The organism is Cyclonatronum proteinivorum, from assembly GCF_003353065.1.
GTDB lineage: Bacteria > Bacteroidota > Rhodothermia > Balneolales > Cyclonatronaceae > Cyclonatronum > Cyclonatronum proteinivorum.
The window spans coordinates 1,875,965-1,893,429 of sequence record NZ_CP027806.1 but is presented as its reverse complement, the minus strand read 5'-3'; the positions used below and the strand labels follow the sequence as shown (position 1 = coordinate 1,893,429).

At 49.0% G+C, this 17,465-nt stretch carries 9 protein-coding genes; 5 read left to right on the top strand and 4 right to left on the bottom strand.

What is annotated here, in order from left to right; genetic code table 11:
- Positions 1–212: 212 nt before the first annotated feature.
- Positions 213–1,943, bottom strand: coding sequence for a T9SS type A sorting domain-containing protein (locus CYPRO_RS07375; protein ID WP_164682626.1), 1,731 nt, complete (start codon positions 1,941–1,943; stop codon positions 213–215).
- A gap of 435 nt (positions 1,944–2,378) precedes the next feature.
- Here CYPRO_RS07375 and CYPRO_RS07370 point away from each other — a divergent pair, with 435 nt between their 5' ends.
- From CYPRO_RS07370 to CYPRO_RS07355, 4 genes are all read left to right on the top strand, one after another.
- Positions 2,379–3,434 (top strand): LacI family DNA-binding transcriptional regulator, encoded by a 1,056-nt coding sequence (locus tag CYPRO_RS07370; protein WP_114984005.1) that lies wholly within the window; start codon positions 2,379–2,381, stop codon positions 3,432–3,434.
- A 53-nt stretch (positions 3,435–3,487) separates the two neighbouring features.
- Complete coding sequence (locus tag CYPRO_RS07365) at positions 3,488–5,707, top strand: glycoside hydrolase family 3 protein (protein WP_124245562.1); 2,220 nt, start codon at positions 3,488–3,490, stop codon at positions 5,705–5,707.
- Between the two features lie 172 nt (positions 5,708–5,879).
- On the top strand, positions 5,880–10,757 hold the full coding sequence (locus tag CYPRO_RS07360; protein ID WP_164682624.1) for a PAS domain S-box protein: 4,878 nt from the start codon (positions 5,880–5,882) through the stop codon (positions 10,755–10,757).
- Positions 10,726–11,145 carry a response regulator gene (locus CYPRO_RS07355; RefSeq protein WP_114984002.1) on the top strand — a complete coding sequence of 140 codons (420 nt, stop codon included), beginning with the start codon at positions 10,726–10,728 and terminating at the stop codon, positions 11,143–11,145. The genes CYPRO_RS07360 and CYPRO_RS07355 overlap by 32 nt, the downstream gene beginning before the upstream one ends.
- Positions 11,146–11,373: 228 nt before the next feature.
- On the opposite strand, the gene CYPRO_RS07350 is transcribed toward CYPRO_RS07355, so the two are convergent.
- Complete coding sequence (locus tag CYPRO_RS07350) at positions 11,374–12,150, bottom strand: hypothetical protein (RefSeq protein WP_114984001.1); 777 nt, start codon at positions 12,148–12,150, stop codon at positions 11,374–11,376.
- A gap of 592 nt (positions 12,151–12,742) precedes the next feature.
- On the opposite strand from CYPRO_RS07350, the gene tnpA reads away from it, so the two are divergent.
- The gene (gene tnpA, locus CYPRO_RS07345) at positions 12,743–13,204 is read left to right on the top strand and encodes an IS200/IS605 family transposase (RefSeq protein WP_114984000.1); all 462 of its coding nucleotides are present in this window, start codon (positions 12,743–12,745) and stop codon (positions 13,202–13,204) included.
- A gap of 373 nt (positions 13,205–13,577) precedes the next feature.
- Here the strand turns inward: tnpA and CYPRO_RS07340 are convergent, their stop codons facing one another.
- Positions 13,578–15,860, bottom strand: a complete 2,283-nt coding sequence (locus CYPRO_RS07340; protein WP_114983999.1) for a glycoside hydrolase family 3 N-terminal domain-containing protein — start codon at positions 15,858–15,860, stop codon at positions 13,578–13,580.
- Positions 15,857–17,428 carry a sugar porter family MFS transporter gene (locus CYPRO_RS07335; RefSeq protein ID WP_114983998.1) on the bottom strand — a complete coding sequence of 524 codons (1,572 nt, stop codon included), beginning with the start codon at positions 17,426–17,428 and terminating at the stop codon, positions 15,857–15,859. The genes CYPRO_RS07340 and CYPRO_RS07335 overlap by 4 nt, the downstream gene beginning before the upstream one ends.
- Positions 17,429–17,465 lie beyond the last annotated feature (37 nt).

Genomic DNA, 17,465 nt, shown 5'->3' with positions numbered 1-17,465 from the left:
ATAGTTTGCATGCTTGTTGCCCTGTACACCAGCCAAACAAGTAAGTCCCGGAACTCGCTTGCTTTAATGTGAGGCGTACAAAAATAAAAAAAGGCTTCCTCTCATTCCTGAGGGGAAGCCTTTAATAGGATTGTCAAGGTTTATCAATCAACCAATCTGTCTTGAGCTTTGCAATCCTTTTTGTCTGTCTGTCTTGTCACAAACGTTCTGTTTTATTTGATGAGGGTCATCTGACGCATCATCACTTCACTGCCAGCCTGCAGACGGTATAGGTAAATACCACTTGAGAGGTTGGTCGCGTCGAAGCTTACGCTATGCTGACCGGCCTGTACACTTCCGTTAAGAAGCGTAGCAACGCGCTGACCGTTGATAGAGAATACTTCAAGGGTTACTTCCGTAGCTTCAGGTACGGCGAACTCGATCATTGTTGTTGGGTTGAACGGGTTCGGGTAGTTTTGGCTGAGGTGGAAATCGCGAACCAATTCACCGGGTTCCTCAACGCTTGTACCTTCGCCACCGGATACTTCCGTTGCAACAGCCGGCTCAGAAAACAGGTCGGTGCTGCTGTTATACTGATGCAGCCAGAAGGTGTAGCTTGTACCCGGATCGAGACCGGTGATGTTGAAACCGAATGCATTTACGCCGTCTCCGTCACCTGGAGTTGAACCAAATTCGTACTCGTTGGCTTCTTCAATCGGATTTTCAACGTCGTCTGCGGTACGCGCGTAATACAAGCGATACTCAACATTTGGATTTTCAACGTTGTTTGGACCCGCAGCAAGGAACATTTCACCAGAGCCAACAGGTTCGCCGTTAATGTTATTTTGTGCTACAAAACCGATTGGTGTTGCCGGTGGAACAATTACGCCTTCGCCACCGAAGGCAATATCATCCCAGAAGTACGTACGCTCAACAGCTTCATCTTCAAAATTGAAGTCAAAGAAAATGGTAAACTTGTTGTAGGTACTTGCGAAGTTAATAGGAGCTGTACCAGGTGCCTGATTTGCAAAATCGAATACGAGCAATTCCCAATCCTCGGCAACAGTGTTAACCACTTCTGCTTCTACAGAAACAGTGGGATCATTTGAGTTTTCAACTTTGACGCGAATAGGAATACCAGCAACAGGTGACCACACGCGAACACTCATGGTTGTTTCTTCAGGTGTAAACGGAATGGCTTCTGCAAATCCGTCAGGGTCGCCTACCGTTGTACCTGCAAAGAAGATAGCGCCTTCAGGCTTGAGCGTTTGCACAACCATATTGGCAGGGTCAGTAGGATCGGTGACGATCTCAGAGATTGCGCCTTCAAAATCGAACAAACCGTAATCGATATCCGGATCGTCAAATGTTACCGGCAGGGTAAGTCCGCCCGGAGGGGTTGGCTCTTCTTCAGTTGCTACCATTGAAACATTGTCAATGAAAACGTCAGCGTTACTGAAACCCATTTCAAAACCAAGCTTCATCAGCGGGTAAGTGGTGTCAACGGTAAAGACTGTTTCATAGGTCTGCATTTCAGTGGTCAGGTTGAAATCAGCAATATTAATGCTGGCAAACCCGCCAGCTTCTTCCCCGAAATAGGAGCGAAGCTGACGTCCGTCTTCGCTTGAGCGTGCGTCGAACTGAATTTTGTAGTTCTGTCCCATCTGCAGGGAAGAAACCTGCGATTCTGTCAAAATTTGATTGAACTGAACATACCATACTTCTCCGCCGGCACCGGAAATATTGGTAATGGCTGCTTCGCCATCAATTACGCTAAAATCGGCTGAAACGCCGGCAAAATCTGCAACGAAAGGCGTCCAGGAGTCGAGACCGGAGCTAAAATCGCCGTTAATAATGACATTGTCTTGTCTGGCGTCAGCCTGTTGTGCAGCACCGAAACTCAGGCCTGCGATCAGCAACATAGCACATAATGCTCTGAGGCTTTGTGTATAAAATGATTTCATAACTAAATGAGGTTTATTTGTAATTCTGGAAACGCTTTTAAGATATTGGAATTTTATTAGCCCTGCAAATACTTTTCCTGAGTTTGCACACATTAGAAAATTATTCCGCACTTTAACTCAGCCATCCCCCACAATGCTACTGAAATAAGTGGAAGAGTTTAGCAAACTAAAGAAAAAAGCCTAAAGCAATCAGAATCATGCAAAATGAATTAGCATACAGGTACCAAAAACATCAATGATGTCTACCAATCATCGTTGCTCCTACAACAAAAAAACCATTCATTTTTTGCATTTACGTGAAATTTATGCCCCAAATCCGAAAAAAACTGTGCTGCCCAAACAATCACACCTCTATTCGCAGAAAATCGTATTGGCATTTATGCAAATTTTTTGCAATATTATGGATCCATTTTCACGCATTCGAATTCGTTGCTTATGATAAAAAAAGTAACCCTCAAACACATCGCCGAAGACACCGGTCTGTCCATTTCAACGGTGTCCCGGGCACTTACCCGCACCGGGAAAATCAGCAAAGAAAATGAGAAACGGATTTATGAAAGCGCCTACAGGCTTAATTACCCCGTTTCATCTATACACACCCCCATTGAGCTGCGGAATACCATTCAGATTGCCATTGTCACACGGCATTACACCGGTGAGTTTTTTGCTTCGCTGTTTGAAGGCTTCGACCTCGCTGCCAAAGACACCAATGCCGGTGTTAGTCTGATGAGTGTGACGCATACTTCAGACAGTCCTGACGAAATCGTGAGTGAGCTGCGTAAAACCCATTTTGATGCAGCGGTCATCTTTATGCCGGATTATGGTGAGGCTGAGTATGAAGTTTTGCTCAATAGCTTTCCGGCTGAGTTCCCGCTGGTTTCCATTGCGCCGATAGCAAGCCCTGTTATGGATACCGTCACCTTCGACAGCTACCGCGGCGGACATTTGGTTGCAAAGCATTTCGAAGAGCGCGGGTATCAGAAGTTGGGGGTCATTCAAGGTCCTATTAACAAGTCAGAAGCCATGCTCCGGAAAAACGGATTTTTAGATTATATCAATGCTTCAGATAACCTTAGCCTTGTTTGGGAATACTGCGGGGATTATTCCTTCGCCAAGGGAAAGGCAGGATATTATAATTATAAAGATGCCCCTGTGAAACCCGAGGCCATTTTTTGTACCAACGACAGCATGGCTGTCGGATTCATGCACAATGCCATCCGTGACGGACTCATCATACCAAATGATGTCGCCATTGCAGGATATGACGACCTGCCGACCTGTAACCTTTATACCCCTACCCTTTCGTCGGTCCACACCCCTTACGACAGCTTGGGACAGAAAACCATTGAGATTATTATCAATCGTCTCAAAGAACAAAGCAGCGCACGACATACCGGTTACATCAGCCTTGTGCCGGTGAGCCTGAGCGTGCGGGAAAGCACAACTTCTCTGAGCCGCATTTTCAAAAACCCATATAAGACTTTGGTCTGAGCAAACCCCCGCCATACCGCGGGAATACCATTTATATTTAAGATTTTATTGTAGTGCTGCCTTATCAAAACCCTGCGCTACCGGCACAGGCACGAACTGAAGACCTTCTCAAACGCATGACGCTGTCCGAAAAAATCGGTCAGATGACGCAGCTTGATGTCACCCTCATCAACACAACCGGCGAACAGCGCGATATTGTGCTTAATGAAAAGAAGGCGCGGAATCTGATTCTGAACCATCACATCGGATCATTTTTAAACGGGGAGGCGGTTGAGGCCGATGTTTGGTTTGGTTTCATGGACCGCCTCACGCGCATAGCCGCAGAAGAAAGCCGGCTTGGCATTCCCATTATATATGGTATCGATCACATTCACGGGGCAACCTACCTGAGCGGGTCAACCGTTTTCCCGCAGGGTATCAACCTTGGGGCAACTTTTGAGCCCGAACATGCCCGCAATACCGGGCGCATTACCGCCCTCGAATGCGCGGATATTGGTCATCACTGGTGCTTTTCACCTGTGCTTGACCTGGGGCTGAACCCACAGTGGCCGCGCTTTTATGAGACCTACGGAGAAGACCCACTGCTGGCTTCCAAACTGGGTACGGCCTTTGTCGGCGGCATGCAGGAGAATGACGAAATCGCCCCCTATAAAGTATCCGCTACGGGCAAGCATTTTCTCGGCTACTCCGACCCCCGCTCCGGGTGGGACCGCACGCCGGCGCTCATCCCGATGCAGCAAATTCACGAATTTCACCGGATTTCTTTTCAGCATGCGATTGATGCCGGTTTACGCACCATCATGCTGAACAGCGGCGAAGTAAATGGTGTACCCGTTCATGCCTCCCATGAAATCATTACCGGGCTGCTGCGCGAAGAAATGGGCTTCGATGGCGTTGTCGTTACCGACTGGGACGATGTGCGCAAGCTGATGAATTTCCACTTTACCGCCGAAAACTTCACAGAAGCAACCTATCAAAGTGTGATGGCGGGTATAGATATGTGCATGACACCCCTCACCCTGGATTTCAACAAATCCATGCACGAACTTGTGGAGAGCGGACGAATTACCGAAGCCCGCATTGACGAATCCGTCCGGCGGATTCTGAAACTCAAGTTCGATTTGGGGCTGTTCGAAAATCCGTTTCCGCGTAACGACCGCTTCGAACGAATCGGGCGCGCAGACAGCCGCGCCAAAGCGCTGAAGGCGGCACAGGAGTCCATCGTCCTGCTCAAAAATGAGCACGACACCCTGCCGCTGCAATCCCCAAAGCGAATCGCGCTGTTTGGCCCTTCAGCAAAAAGCAAACGCAACCTTTGCGGCGGCTGGACCATCGCCTGGCAGGGCGGCGAAGAAGAGCGCTTTCCTGAGAAGATGCACACCATAGAAACCGCGCTCCAAAAGGAATTCCCCGATGCAGAAATTGTGGTCTTTTCGGATGATGTGCTTGCCGGGCTTGAACAGGCTTCATCCCCAAAACAAAAAGCTTTCCTGAAACAGCTGTCCGCATTCGATGCCCTTATCTATGCCGGGGGCGAAGAGCCTTATTGTGAGTATGTGGGCAATATTTCAGATATGCGGCTGCCCGCCTTTCAGCGCAATGCCATAGCGTTGCTGGGGAGAGCCGAAACGCCGCTTATTTTGGTGCTTATTCAGGGACGTCCGCGCCTGATTACGGAATCCATCGAAAGCACTTCGGCTGTACTGCATGCCGGTCTTCCCGGGTTTGAAGGGGCTAAAGCCATAGCAACGGTACTCAGCGGTACGGTTAACCCATCCGGACGCCTGCCCTTTTCCTATCCCAAATGGCCGAACCATCACCTGCCCTATCATCACAAACAGAGCAACATCTACTTCTTTGACCCTAACGTTGCCAATCAGATTCAGCAAGGCACAAAAGCAACAGCTTTGTTTCCCTTCGGTTCCGGGTTGAGCTACTGCGCGTTTTCATACAGCGGACTCAGCCTTAAAGCGGAGAACATTAACGGGGAAACACGCTATACCGCCAGGGTTGAAGTCACCAATACGGGCAACCGTAGTGGCTGTGAAACGGTGCTCTGGTTTGTATCACAGGCTTTCGGGCGTATTTCAAGACCGGTTAAACAGCTACGGCATTTTGAGAAAGTGCCGCTTCAGGCCGGAGAAACGAGAGAATGCACCTTCAGCTTTACCCCGGCCGACTTCAGCTACCCTGATGAAATTGGTCAGCCTGTTAAGCCCAAGGGCGCATTTACTTTGCTGACGGGCAGGTTGGAAACCGGTTTTCGTGTCTGAAAAAAGTACAGGGTCACGTCATTACTCATTGACATATTCGTTTTACAAATGTAAGTTACAATCAATATAAAAATTAATACTGCCCTCAGGCCCCCAGCAGTGTTCAGCGAATTTTCATGTTGTTATTTACTTAATGTCAGACCTGCCGCAAGCTCTTTTAGAAAGCCCCATCATGGGCTACGCAAAACATCAGATTATCCTGAATGAGAGCGGCACACCTTGTGATTACATCTTTACTGAGATTAATGACACTTTTGAACGCATCACCGGTTTAACCAAAGCGCAGGTACTGAATAATCGGGTCACAGAGGTCATACCCGCTATTAAAGACGACCCTTTTAATTGGATCGGTTTTTACGGCAATATTGCAACAGGGGGAGAAGCGCAGCATTTCGAGCAATTTAGCACGCCACTCGGCAAATGGTATCAGATTCATGCGTATTCCGATGAACCGGATTTTTTTATAACCCTGTTTCTGGACGCAAGCCGTCAAAAAATTCAGAAACAGCGGCAGCAACAAGCCGAAGCCCATCTCAATGCGGTGCTTGACAGTACGCTGGATAGTATTTGGTCCATCAACCGCAAATACGAGATACAGTACATCAACGCAACATTTCAGCGTGAATTTGAAAAGACTTTCGGTGTAAAACTGGAGTGTAATTCGAATTTACTCTCCTCGCTGCCGCCTGAATTACAGTCCGCATGGAAAGCACGTTACGACCGCGGTCTTGCCGGGGAGCGTTTCACAGAAGAAGACAGGGTCACCCTCAATGGAACATATATTCACATTGAGTTTTCGGCTAATCCCATATATGAAAACGGTATCATTACGGGGGTTTCTTTTTTTAGCAGAAATGTAACCGAAAAGCGAAACGCGGAAAGGGCGCTAAAGGAAAACAGTGAGCGTCTAAACAGTATTCTGAATAACCTTGATGATGTGGTCTGGTCGGTAATGCTGCCGGATTACCGTATTCATTTTCTCAGTCCAAAAGCCGAGCAGCTGTACGGGTACCCAATTGAAGCATTCTACCAAAACCCTGATCTTTGGCGCGAAACGGTTCACCCCGAGGATTTACATACATTGGATGAGAGTTTTGAAACTCTTTTTGATAAGGGATTTTCATCCCGGGAAGCACGGGTGATAAGACCGGATGGCAGTGTCATTTGGATTCTTGACAAATCAACCCTGATACGGGATGAAAACGGGAAGCCCATTCGTATTGACGGTATTGCAAGCAACATAACCAACCGCAAGCTTTTGGAAGCCGAACGGGATGATGCAGCGCTCAAACTGCAGGAATTCAGCAAACATCTGCCCGGGGTGCTTTTTATCTATCAGCTCAACCCTGACGGCACACACACATTTCCTTTTGTCAGCGAGGGTCTGATGGAATATTACGGCGTTACGCATGAAGAGGCCGCGCGCGATGCCGAAGCGGTTCTGAAGGCTATTCACCCCGCCGATGCAGCCCACTTCAGGGACAGTGTTGCGGAATCAGCCAGAACCTTATCCGGATGGCAGTGTACTTTTCGGGTTATAACCCCTGACAATAAAATTATCTGGACTGAGGGTAACGCTACGCCGGAACAAAAGGAAGACGGTACTATTGTTTGGTTCGGATTCAGCTACGACGTAAATGAGCGGAAAGTAGCCGAATACGAGCTCGAGCGGTTCAAAAAAATTGCTGATAAAGCCGTGTACGGTGAGGCTATTGCCGACCTAAACGGCCGCTTCATTTACACCAACCGCTTTTTCGCAGATATACACGGATACGCAGCAAATGAATTAGAGGGCGGCTACATGTCCCTTTGCCATACGCCTGAACAGCTGCAGCATGTTAGTGAACTTATCAGCAAACTGACCCAAAACGGTACCTTTGAACCCACCCTCGTATGGCATAAACACCGTGACGGCTCTACCTTCCCTATGCTCATGAGCGGTGTGCTGTTACACGATGATGAGGGAAAACCGGCATATATGGCAGCAACGGCTATTGATATAACCCAGCAGTACCAGGCTGAAAAACTACTCTCCGACGCCCAAAAACAACTCACCAATATTAGCGACAACCTGCCTGACGGGCTGGTTTATCAGATCCTTACAAATCCTGATTCAAGCTCACGCAGGTTTACCTACATCAGTGCGGGTGTTGAACTGATGCACGGACTCTCTGCCAAAGAAGTCTTAGCGGATGCCAACACCCTCTATGGCCAAATGCTGCCTGAAGACGGAGCAAAGCTTAAGGCTATGGAAGAAGAGGCCATTAACAAAATGAGCGTTTTTCAGTGTGAATACCGTATCAAACACCCCAATGGTGGTATCCGGTGGTTTTATGCCTCATCATCCCCCCGATTGCAGCCCAATGGCGATATTTTATGGGATGGCATCGAAATAGACATCACCGAAAAAAAGAAAGCCGAAGAAGAGCTCGTACGTCTTTCGCAGGCCGTTGAGCAAAGTCCGGCCAGCGTTGTGATTACGGATGTAGCCGGGAATATCACCTATGTTAACCCTACCTTCACGGAGCTCACCGGGTACAGCCTTGAGGAAGCACTGGGACAAAACCCGAGAATTCTCAAATCCGGAAATCAGCCCCAGTCGTTCTACAAGGAGCTTTGGGATACCATTACAAGCGGAAGAACCTGGAAGGGCGAACTCCTCAATCATAAAAAAAACGGAGAATCTTACTGGGAATCAGCGACCATCTCGCCCATCAAAAACGACAAAGGTGAAATCACCAGCTACCTTGCCGTTAAGGAAAACATTACCGAACGGAAGCGCGCGGATGAAGCCCTTCAAAAATCAGAAGAAAAGTACCGGATTGTTGCCGACAACACCTATCACTGGGAATTCTGGGAACTGCCTACCGGCGAGCTGATTTACAACTCACCGGCCTGTGAACGGGTAACGGGCTACACGGCTGCCGAATTCACAGCAAATCCTGAACTACTGATTGACATTCTTCACCCGGAAGACCGCGCGCACTACAAAAATCATCGCGCAAAAACCTGGAACATGCCTGAACCTGACCGCTGTGAGTTCAGGCTGTTTCACAAAAACGGTACGCTCAGATTTATTGAGCACGTCTGCCAGCCTGTATTTGATAAAGACGGCACCTTCAGAGGGGTACGAGGCACAAACCTTGACGTAACCTCACGCAAGCATATAGAGACCAAACTTAAGGAAAGCGAGAAGCGGTTCAGGGAGATATTTGAGAAGATGCCGGTCATTTCTGTGCAGGGTTATAATCGGGACAGAGAAGTTATTTACTGGAATGAAGCTTCAGAAAAACTCTACGGCTATACCCGGGCAGAAGCCTTGGGTAATAAACTGGACGAGCTGATTATTCCCTCAGAAGGCCGCGAGCAGGTTTTCCGGGATATCTCTAACTGGATTGATAATAATGAACCCATACCCTCTGCTGAACTTAGGATGCAAAAGAAAAACGGTACGCCCGTTTATGTGTACTCTAACCACGTACTCATCTACAACATGCAGGGGGAAGCCGAGCTGTACTGTATCGACATTGACCTAACCGAACTGAAGGAAAAAGAAAGAAACCTGCGGCTCAGTGAAGCCCGCTACCGTTCAATCATACAGGTCTCACGCACAGGGGCATGGGAATATAATTTTGAAACCGATGAATTGTGGTGCAGCCCTGAGTATTTTAAAATGCTGGGTTACACCGGAACAGAGTTCAAAGCTGACGAATTCAACTTCAGCTTGTGGGAAAGCCTGGTACATCCTGATGATCTCCAGAGTGCCCGGACAATAGCAAGAAACTACATTGAAGGCGGAATGATAGGTACCTACGAGAGCTACTTCCGCATGATTCATAAAGACGGGCACAGCGTTTGGGTATGGTCAAGAGGTCAGAACCTGCCCTCTGCAACAGGAAGCTCATCCAACATTATACTCGGCGTACACATCGACATAACTGAAATCAGAGAAGCTGAAAATAAACTCAGGGATAGTGAACTCTACCACCGTTCACTGCTGCAGACCATAGCGGATCTCGTTTTTGTTCTTGATAAAGAAGGTACCTTCCTTGACTTTAAAGCACCTCAGGACGCAGACCTGTACATGCCTCCGGAAAGTATCATCGGAGCTAATGTAAATGACAGCTTCCCAAAGGAAGTTGCAGAAAAACAAATGCTGCACACAAGGCTTGCATTGTCAAGCGGTAAGCTTCAGAGTTTTGAATATGAATTAAATATTAAAGGCAAACCCCGCTACTACAATGCAGTGACAACGGCCTTTGGCAGCAACCGCGTCATTACAACAGTCCGCAACATAACCGATTACAAAGACAAGCTGGATGAGATCAAATCCTTGCTTGATATTGAAGAAAAACAAAGCAAACGCCTGCGGGATTTTACCCATATCGTTTCCCACAACCTGCGTATCCACACTGCCAATATTCTGGGCATTTTTATGATGCTGGAAATGGAGGAACCCGAGCTTTACAAGCTTCAATACCTGCAAATGCTGAAAGAATCTGCAGAAAATTTAGATGAAACCATCACCCATCTGAACAAAGTACTCGACATGCGGCAAATTCAGGAACTCAATCCGGAAATCATTGAGCTGCGTGAGTTTGTGAACAAAGCCTTTGGTAGCGTAAACCAAATAGCTGAAAGAAGCAAGGTCAGACTTATTAATGAAGTTGAAAAAGAAACGATCATAAAAACCGTCCCTCCCTATCTATTTACGATTCTGCTCAACCTGCTAACAAACGGCATAAAGTTCAGATCCAGCAGTGATAAAACTTTTGTTAAAGTTAGCGCTATGAAAAAAGCGAAGCATATGTATATTTATGTGGAAGATAACGGTCTGGGTATCGATATGGACCGGCACAAACACAAGCTATTCGGCATGTATAAAAAATTCCACAACGATCGTGGCTCCAAAGGTATGGGACTTTTTATAACTAAGAATCAGGTTGAAGCACTTGGTGGTGAAATTACCGTAGAAAGCGAACTTAACAAGGGAACAACTTTTATTATAATACTGCCTTATGAAAAAAATCAGGGAAGTCTGCCTCATTGAGGATGAGAAAATTCAGCTTTTTTTACTTAAAAAATTTTTAGAACGCTCTGAAATGTCTGAGAGCATCGTAGAATTTGAAAACGGTAAGCTTGCTTACGATGCACTGAAAGCACGGACAGAAAGCGGAGACGCCTTACCCAATCTCATTTTTCTTGACCTCAACATGCCGGTCTGGGACGGCTGGGAATTTTTCGAAGCCGCACAAAATCTACCCGGCTTTGAGCAGGTCACAACCTACATCCTCACAAGCTCCCTCAGCTCAGACGACATGGAAAAAGCCAAAGATTTCGGCCTATCAGATCACTATCTCACCAAACCACTCAGTTTTGATAAGTTAAAAGAAATCCTTTTCGCTGAGCTCCAAAAACCAGACAACAGCAACGCCTGATCCCATGTCTGAGCTGCAACGCCGGAACCCAAACATTTTGCTGTACCCGGTTTTTTTATTTTTTTGGGGGAAACTCCGTGAACATCAGGGGGTACGGTTCATTTCATGAGCCCCCAAACCAAAGATCAATTCCTTGCTTTTTGGGAGGCACAGCAACACTCAGGTGCTTATAAAAAGGAAAACAGCTTGTATCAGGCTGACGATTAATCATCCGTGTAGTACAATCGCTTACGGAAACAGCGGATTCCTGAGTTCTATTTTTTTCCGCTGTCCAAGCTGAAGTTTAGCTGCCATACCGCCGAAATGCTTTTGCAGGACATCGCGCAGCAGACCGCTATTCGAAATGACCTTTAAACCCTTTTCAATCAGCGCTGCAATATGCGGCCGGTCTGATCGCACATAAAATAAAAGCGGCATTTCGTACTGTAGTAATAAGGTGTCTTCAATCATCAGGGCTGACAGTCCGGGCTGTTCCGGTTCAAAAAGCTGCAGCACTTCAAGTGCCCCAAAGGTTGTATAATCGAACTGACGACCGGCAAGCCGCTGCAGCAGGTCATCCACACGGCCCTCCTCTTTTACGGCAAAGCCGTTGGCCCGAAAAATTGTAGCGTCGGCCCAGCTCAGCGGTATGCCCTGCACCTTGTGCTGCAGTCCCGCCTTATCCCTGATAGCACCAAAGTCGGCAGCATCCTCTTTTCTAATAATAAGCAAACGGCTGCCCAGCATACCAAAATCCAGCGGCTGCGGAATAACGATCGTATCCTTTGTGTCAAATTTGGGATTGCCGCCAACCGTGACTAGCAAATCATGGGTCTTGTCTACAAACACCTGAGCCTCTGTCTCCCCGGGCACATCCGACGGATCTTCCTCAATCTCCCAATAGCCCGACTCATAAGGGATACATTCGATCACTGCCCGAAGCACCTCCCGCTCAAACGCCCGCCGCGAAGCCGAACGGTTTCCGCTCCAAAACCGGATGACTCCCTTCTTCCTCACTTTTCTCATCTGTTCACCTTATTTCCTTCAATGACCATGCATCGGGTGCAAACCATTCCGGATCGTCTTTAAAGTTCTGCACGCGCTAATTATAATTTACTGATTCAATTTCAGATCAGAATATAAGCCCGCTTACAGCAAAGACAAAGCACCTCAATCGACTTCCCAAATCACGGAAGCGTTGTTTTCGAAAACCCAAAATCAGAATCTAAATAGGGCAAAATGGGGGCGTAGCCCACAATTCTTCATAGCCACGTAGCATCCGGCAATCACAAAACCAGAATTTGAGCAGAACAGACACAATGGGAGCGTAGCCCACAATTCTTCATAGCCCCGTAGCATCCAACAATCACAAAACCAGAATTTGAGCAGAACAGACACAATGGGGGCGTAGCCCACAATTCTTCATAGCCACGTAGCATCCGACAATCACAAAACCAGAATTTGAGCAGAACAGACACAATGGGGCGTAGCCCACAATTCTTCATAGCCACGTTGCATCCGACAATCACAAAACCAGAATTTGAGCAGAACAGACACAATGGGGCGTAGCCCACAATTCTTCATAGCCACGTAGCCCACAAATCTTCGCAATAAAGCAATGGCCAGCACCTACACACAACTATACATTCAGTTCGTATTCGCAGTCAAGGGAAGAAAAAACATCATCCAAGAATCCTTCAGAGATGAATTAGAAAAAGTAATGTGTGCTATCATCACCAAACATAGATGCAAAACGTACGCCATCTATGCCAATCCTGATCATACGCATATTTTTGTAAGCATGCACCCAACCATTTCACCATCAAGCTTGATGGAACACGTAAAAACAGGGTCTTCAAGATGGATTAATGCAAAGAAGCTCATTCCCGGACCATTTAATTGGCAAAAAGGATTCGGTGCATTTACGTATTCCAAATCGCATATTGATAAGGTGGTGAAGTACGTGTTAAATCAACCGGAACACCATAAAAAGCAATCTTTTAAGGATGAGTATTTGTTGATACTTCAAAAATTCGAGGTGGATTATGACCTGAAATTTGTATTCGAATGGTACGATTAGGTGAGATTGCAGGGCTGACGCCCCTTGTAATTTTTCGGGGGGGGCTGAATTTGGCTACGAAGAGAGCGGGGCTACGCCCCTGCTCCTGCACGCATCTGAGACCAGGTCACGGAGAAAGATAGCGGAGTTGACGTCCTTGTGGGTGTGCTTTATAATGGTAATTCCAATCAGAAGTTAGTTAAGAGCTTTGGCCAGCTTTTTTTCGCCCGACCTAAAAAAGCAACGCCTTTATCTTCGTTTTGGGAGCTCTTGACCTGCCTCTGTACCATTGATGCTCGCGGAGTTTTCCCCCAAAAATAAAAAGCCGGACCTGACAAGATTGCTTTGTCAGGCCCGGCTTTTGGGTTCGTTTACCTGCCGATGGCGTGTGCCGTTACGGTTCGTAGGTGAAGGTTTGGGTGAGGGTGCCGGCTCTTACGAAGTATTTGGTGGCTTCGAAGACGCGGTTTCCGGAGGCGTCGGGGTACCAGAGTGATTCTTCCGGGTGTATTTCGAAGGTAAGGGTTTGGGAGGCGCCGGGTTCGAGGGTTACGCGCTCAAAGTGTTTGAGTTCGCGCACCGGGCGGGGAACGAGGCCGGTGGTCTGACTCAGGAACCACAACACGGGCTTGCTGCCGGCCACATCACCGGTGTTGGTGACGGTGACACTCGCGGTGAGATGGTCGTTTCCGCTGAGGGTTTCGGCGCTCAGACGGAGGTCGCTGAGTTCAAATTCGGTGTAGCTGAGGCCGTCACCAAACTCGAACAGGTGCGTGCCGGGCCGGGGATCTTCGAAGGGATTCTGGGAATCCGGGTGGTGGAAGAAGATATCGCTCGGCTTGTGGTTGTAGTTGAGCATGTGTCCGGAGAAGGCCGGGTAGGTGAAGGGCAGTCGACCGCTCGGATTAACGTTGCCACTCAGAACATCGGCTATGGCTTCCCCTCCTTCAAAACCGGGCAGGCCTGCATGCACGAGTGCGTCCATGTGATCGAGTACGTCCGTGATCAGGCGGGGACGGCCCTGAATGAGCACGGTCACAAGCGGGATACCGGATTCAGACAGGCGGCGGATATCCTCTTTTTGCGAAGCTTCGAGATTCAGGTCGAGGATGTTGCCCAGGAATTCAGCATAGGGTTCTTCACCGCCGGCATAGATGATAGTTTCGGCACCGGCAAGGAAATCCATAAGGGCTTCACGGCTTTCAGGCAGTGTTTCAAGCAAATCGATCTGCGCTTCGGGGAAAGCCTGCTGCAGGCCGGTGTACACGGTGAGCATGCGATCGGGGTACTGCTCTTCACGTCCGCCCTGCCATGCCAGGGTCCAGCCGCCGGAAAGGTTACGTTTGCTGTTGGCAGAAGGCCCCGCAACTACGATTCTGCCTGGATTTTGCAGCGGAAGGACGTCGTCTTCATTTTTGAGAAGCACGAGGGATTCGCGGGCAGCCTGCAGGGATTTCATCCGGCTTTCTTCGCTGCCAATGCGGTCGAGCCGGTCATTGCGCGGAAACGGGTTTTCAAAGAGGCCGATCTCAAACTTCAGGCGCAGCACACGGCGGACAGATTCATCCACTCTTTCCTCAGAAATACGGCCTTCCTGCACGAGTTCCAAAAGGGCCTCATTAAAATTCAGGCTGAGGGGTGTCATACTCACATCGATACCGGCCGTCACAGCCCGGTAGGTGCCCTCTTTATAATCGGGAACCATGCGGTGAAAACCGGCGAGTTTGCCGACTTCATCCCAGTCAGTGAGCACTACGCCGTCGAAACCGAGCTGCTTTCGCAGCATTTCGGTGAGGAATAGAGCGGAAGCGTGCACGGGTTCGCCGTTTACTTCCGAGCTGTTGGCCATGATGGTCATCACGCCGGCTTCAATGGCAGCCCGGAACGGCGGCAGGTGCATTTCATAAATTTCCTGCATGCTCAGGCTTGCCGGGGATTTATCCCAGCCTGACACAGGATCCGAGTAGGCCAGAAAATGCTTGGCATTGGAAGCCAGCCGGTAAGGCGCAATTTCTTCATTGTTGTGGAAGCCGTCGAGATAGGCGACCCCCATGCGGGATGTTAGCAACGGATCTTCTCCGAAGGTTTCATAAAGGCGGCCCCAAATCTGATTCCGGCCCACATCAAGGGTTGGCGCGAAATTCCAGTGATGGCCAACATCGGCCATTTCCAGCGCTGTCACCCAGCCCATGTTGTAGCCGTGCTCTGTGTTGAAGGTCGCACCGAGGTTGATCGGCTGCGGGAAGATGGTAGTTTCCGCCATATAGCTTGCCCCGTGCACGTGATCAATCCCGTAAATGATGGGGATGCCGAGACGGGTTTCCTCAACCGCAATGCGGGTGAGCTCCGCCATAAATTCATACCACTGCTGCGGTGGAACGGCCTCCCCGTTTAGGAACGAGCCAACATGGTTGTTAACGACCATGTCGCGGGCTTTTTCCGGATCGAGAAAAACATCAGCTTGAAGTCCGGTTGTGTTGATTTGTGAGATATCGAGCTGACTCATCTGCCCGATTTTTTCTTCGAGGGTCATGCGGGCGAGCAGGTCTTCCACACGGTCCTCTACCGAAGCATTCGGGTCGAGATAAAGCGGACGCTCCTGCTGCGCAATCAGGGACTCAGGTGTTGCCATGAGTAGAAAGAGGATACTTAGAATGATGGGGATGGTTTGTTTCATGATGGATTCCTCACGAGTTGCTGCTCGAGTTCTTCGAGCGATTTATTTTTGGTTTCGGGCACAATGCGCCAGATGAAGATGAGGCCTGCGGCGGCAAAGAGGCCGTAAATCAGGAAGGTGATGCTGCTGCCCAGCACCGCAAGCTCCCAGGGGAAAACCAGCTGCACGGAGAAGCTCACCCCGGAGTTGATAAAGCCGGCAAACGAGACCGCAAGGCCGCGCACCCGAAGCGGAAACAACTCCGAAAACATCACCCACATCACGGGTCCGATGGAGATGGCAAAGGAGGCTACAAAGCCCAGTATGCCAAACAGGATCAGGGCAGGATTGATATCAATGGCGGCCGTCAGAAACGCCGACTGATATTCAAGGGCAGCATCGTCTCCGATGGCATTTGCTACCGCGTTTTTGAACTGCACATCGTTTTGAAAGGAAAGCCCGGCCAGTCCCGCCGCCTGCATTTGTACTTCTGCGGGCACTTCCATAGCGGCAATGTCCTGCCCGGTGAGTTCATAGGTTGCCGAGTGAAAGCCCCAGGCCAGGAGGAGCATCATCACCGTAATGCCGCTCATGCCTATAACCAGTAGCGGTTTTCGGCCGATGCGGTCAATGAGGAGCATGGCAGCGACGGTAAAGACGAGGTTGGTAAGTCCCACGAGAATTGCCTGCATGAATGCCGCATCGGTGCCGATACCGGACTGCTCAAAGATCATCGGGGCATAAAAGAAGACGGCGTTTATACCCGTGATCTGCTGCAAAATGGCGAGGGTGACGCCGATAATCAAAACCAGCCGAAGCGAAGGATGAAATACTTCCTTCATCGAAACTTTTTCTTTGTCCTTATCCGCATTGAGGCTCTTCAAAACATCTTCGATCTGACGGTCTGTTTCTGCTTCACCGTAGATGGTGTTGAGCGTCGTGCGGGCTTCCGCAACATTTCCGGTCATGATCTGCCAGCGCGGACTCTTGGGTACGAAGTAGAGCCCGAAGAAATAGAGAATTGCGGGAAGGGTTTCGAGGCCGAGCATCCATCGCCAGGTGTATTCACTGAACATCAGCGCCTGCGCCCAGCCGGCATCAGACTGCGCCCACTGCAGGATGAGGTAGTTAGTGAAAAATGCGGTCGAAATCCCGATGACGATATTGAGCTGATTAAAGCTCACGAGCCTGCCACGCATTTTGGGCGGGGCAATTTCTGCAATATACATAGGGGCGATGATGAGGGAAGCACCTACGCCGAAACCGCCAATCATGCGTGCGATAACGAGGGTCAGGAAATCCGGTGCAAGCGCAGAACCTATGGCGGAAACCGCAAACAAAATTGCCGCAGCTTTGAGCACCATTCGCCTGCCGTAGCGGTCACTCAGCGGACCCGCTACAAGCATTGCAAGGGTTGCGGTGAGGGTCAGCGAGCCTACAGCCCAGCCCAGCTGAATTTTTGACAAACCGAATTCCGGTTCGATGAAACCCACAACCCCGGAAATAACCGAGGCGTCGAATCCCATCAGAAACCCACCCAGCGCTACGATCATAGCAATGCGGGTAACTACTGCATTTTGACTATTCATGTGTTTTCATTCCTCCCGTTTATTTGAAAGCGCAGCC

Excerpts from the sequence above, each read along its gene's own strand:
- CYPRO_RS07375 (WP_164682626.1), bottom strand. The coding sequence starts at position 1,943 with ATGAAATCATTTTATACACAAAGCCTCAGAGCATTATGTGCTATGTTG.
- CYPRO_RS07370 (WP_114984005.1), top strand. The coding sequence starts at position 2,379 with ATGATAAAAAAAGTAACCCTCAAACACATCGCCGAAGACACCGGTCTG.
- CYPRO_RS07360 (WP_164682624.1), top strand. The coding sequence starts at position 5,880 with ATGGGCTACGCAAAACATCAGATTATCCTGAATGAGAGCGGCACACCT.
- CYPRO_RS07355 (WP_114984002.1), top strand. The coding sequence starts at position 10,726 with ATGAAAAAAATCAGGGAAGTCTGCCTCATTGAGGATGAGAAAATTCAG.
- CYPRO_RS07350 (WP_114984001.1), bottom strand. The coding sequence starts at position 12,150 with ATGAGAAAAGTGAGGAAGAAGGGAGTCATCCGGTTTTGGAGCGGAAAC.
- tnpA (WP_114984000.1), top strand. The coding sequence starts at position 12,743 with ATGGCCAGCACCTACACACAACTATACATTCAGTTCGTATTCGCAGTC.
- CYPRO_RS07340 (WP_114983999.1), bottom strand. The coding sequence starts at position 15,860 with ATGAAACAAACCATCCCCATCATTCTAAGTATCCTCTTTCTACTCATG.
- CYPRO_RS07335 (WP_114983998.1), bottom strand. The coding sequence starts at position 17,428 with ATGAATAGTCAAAATGCAGTAGTTACCCGCATTGCTATGATCGTAGCG.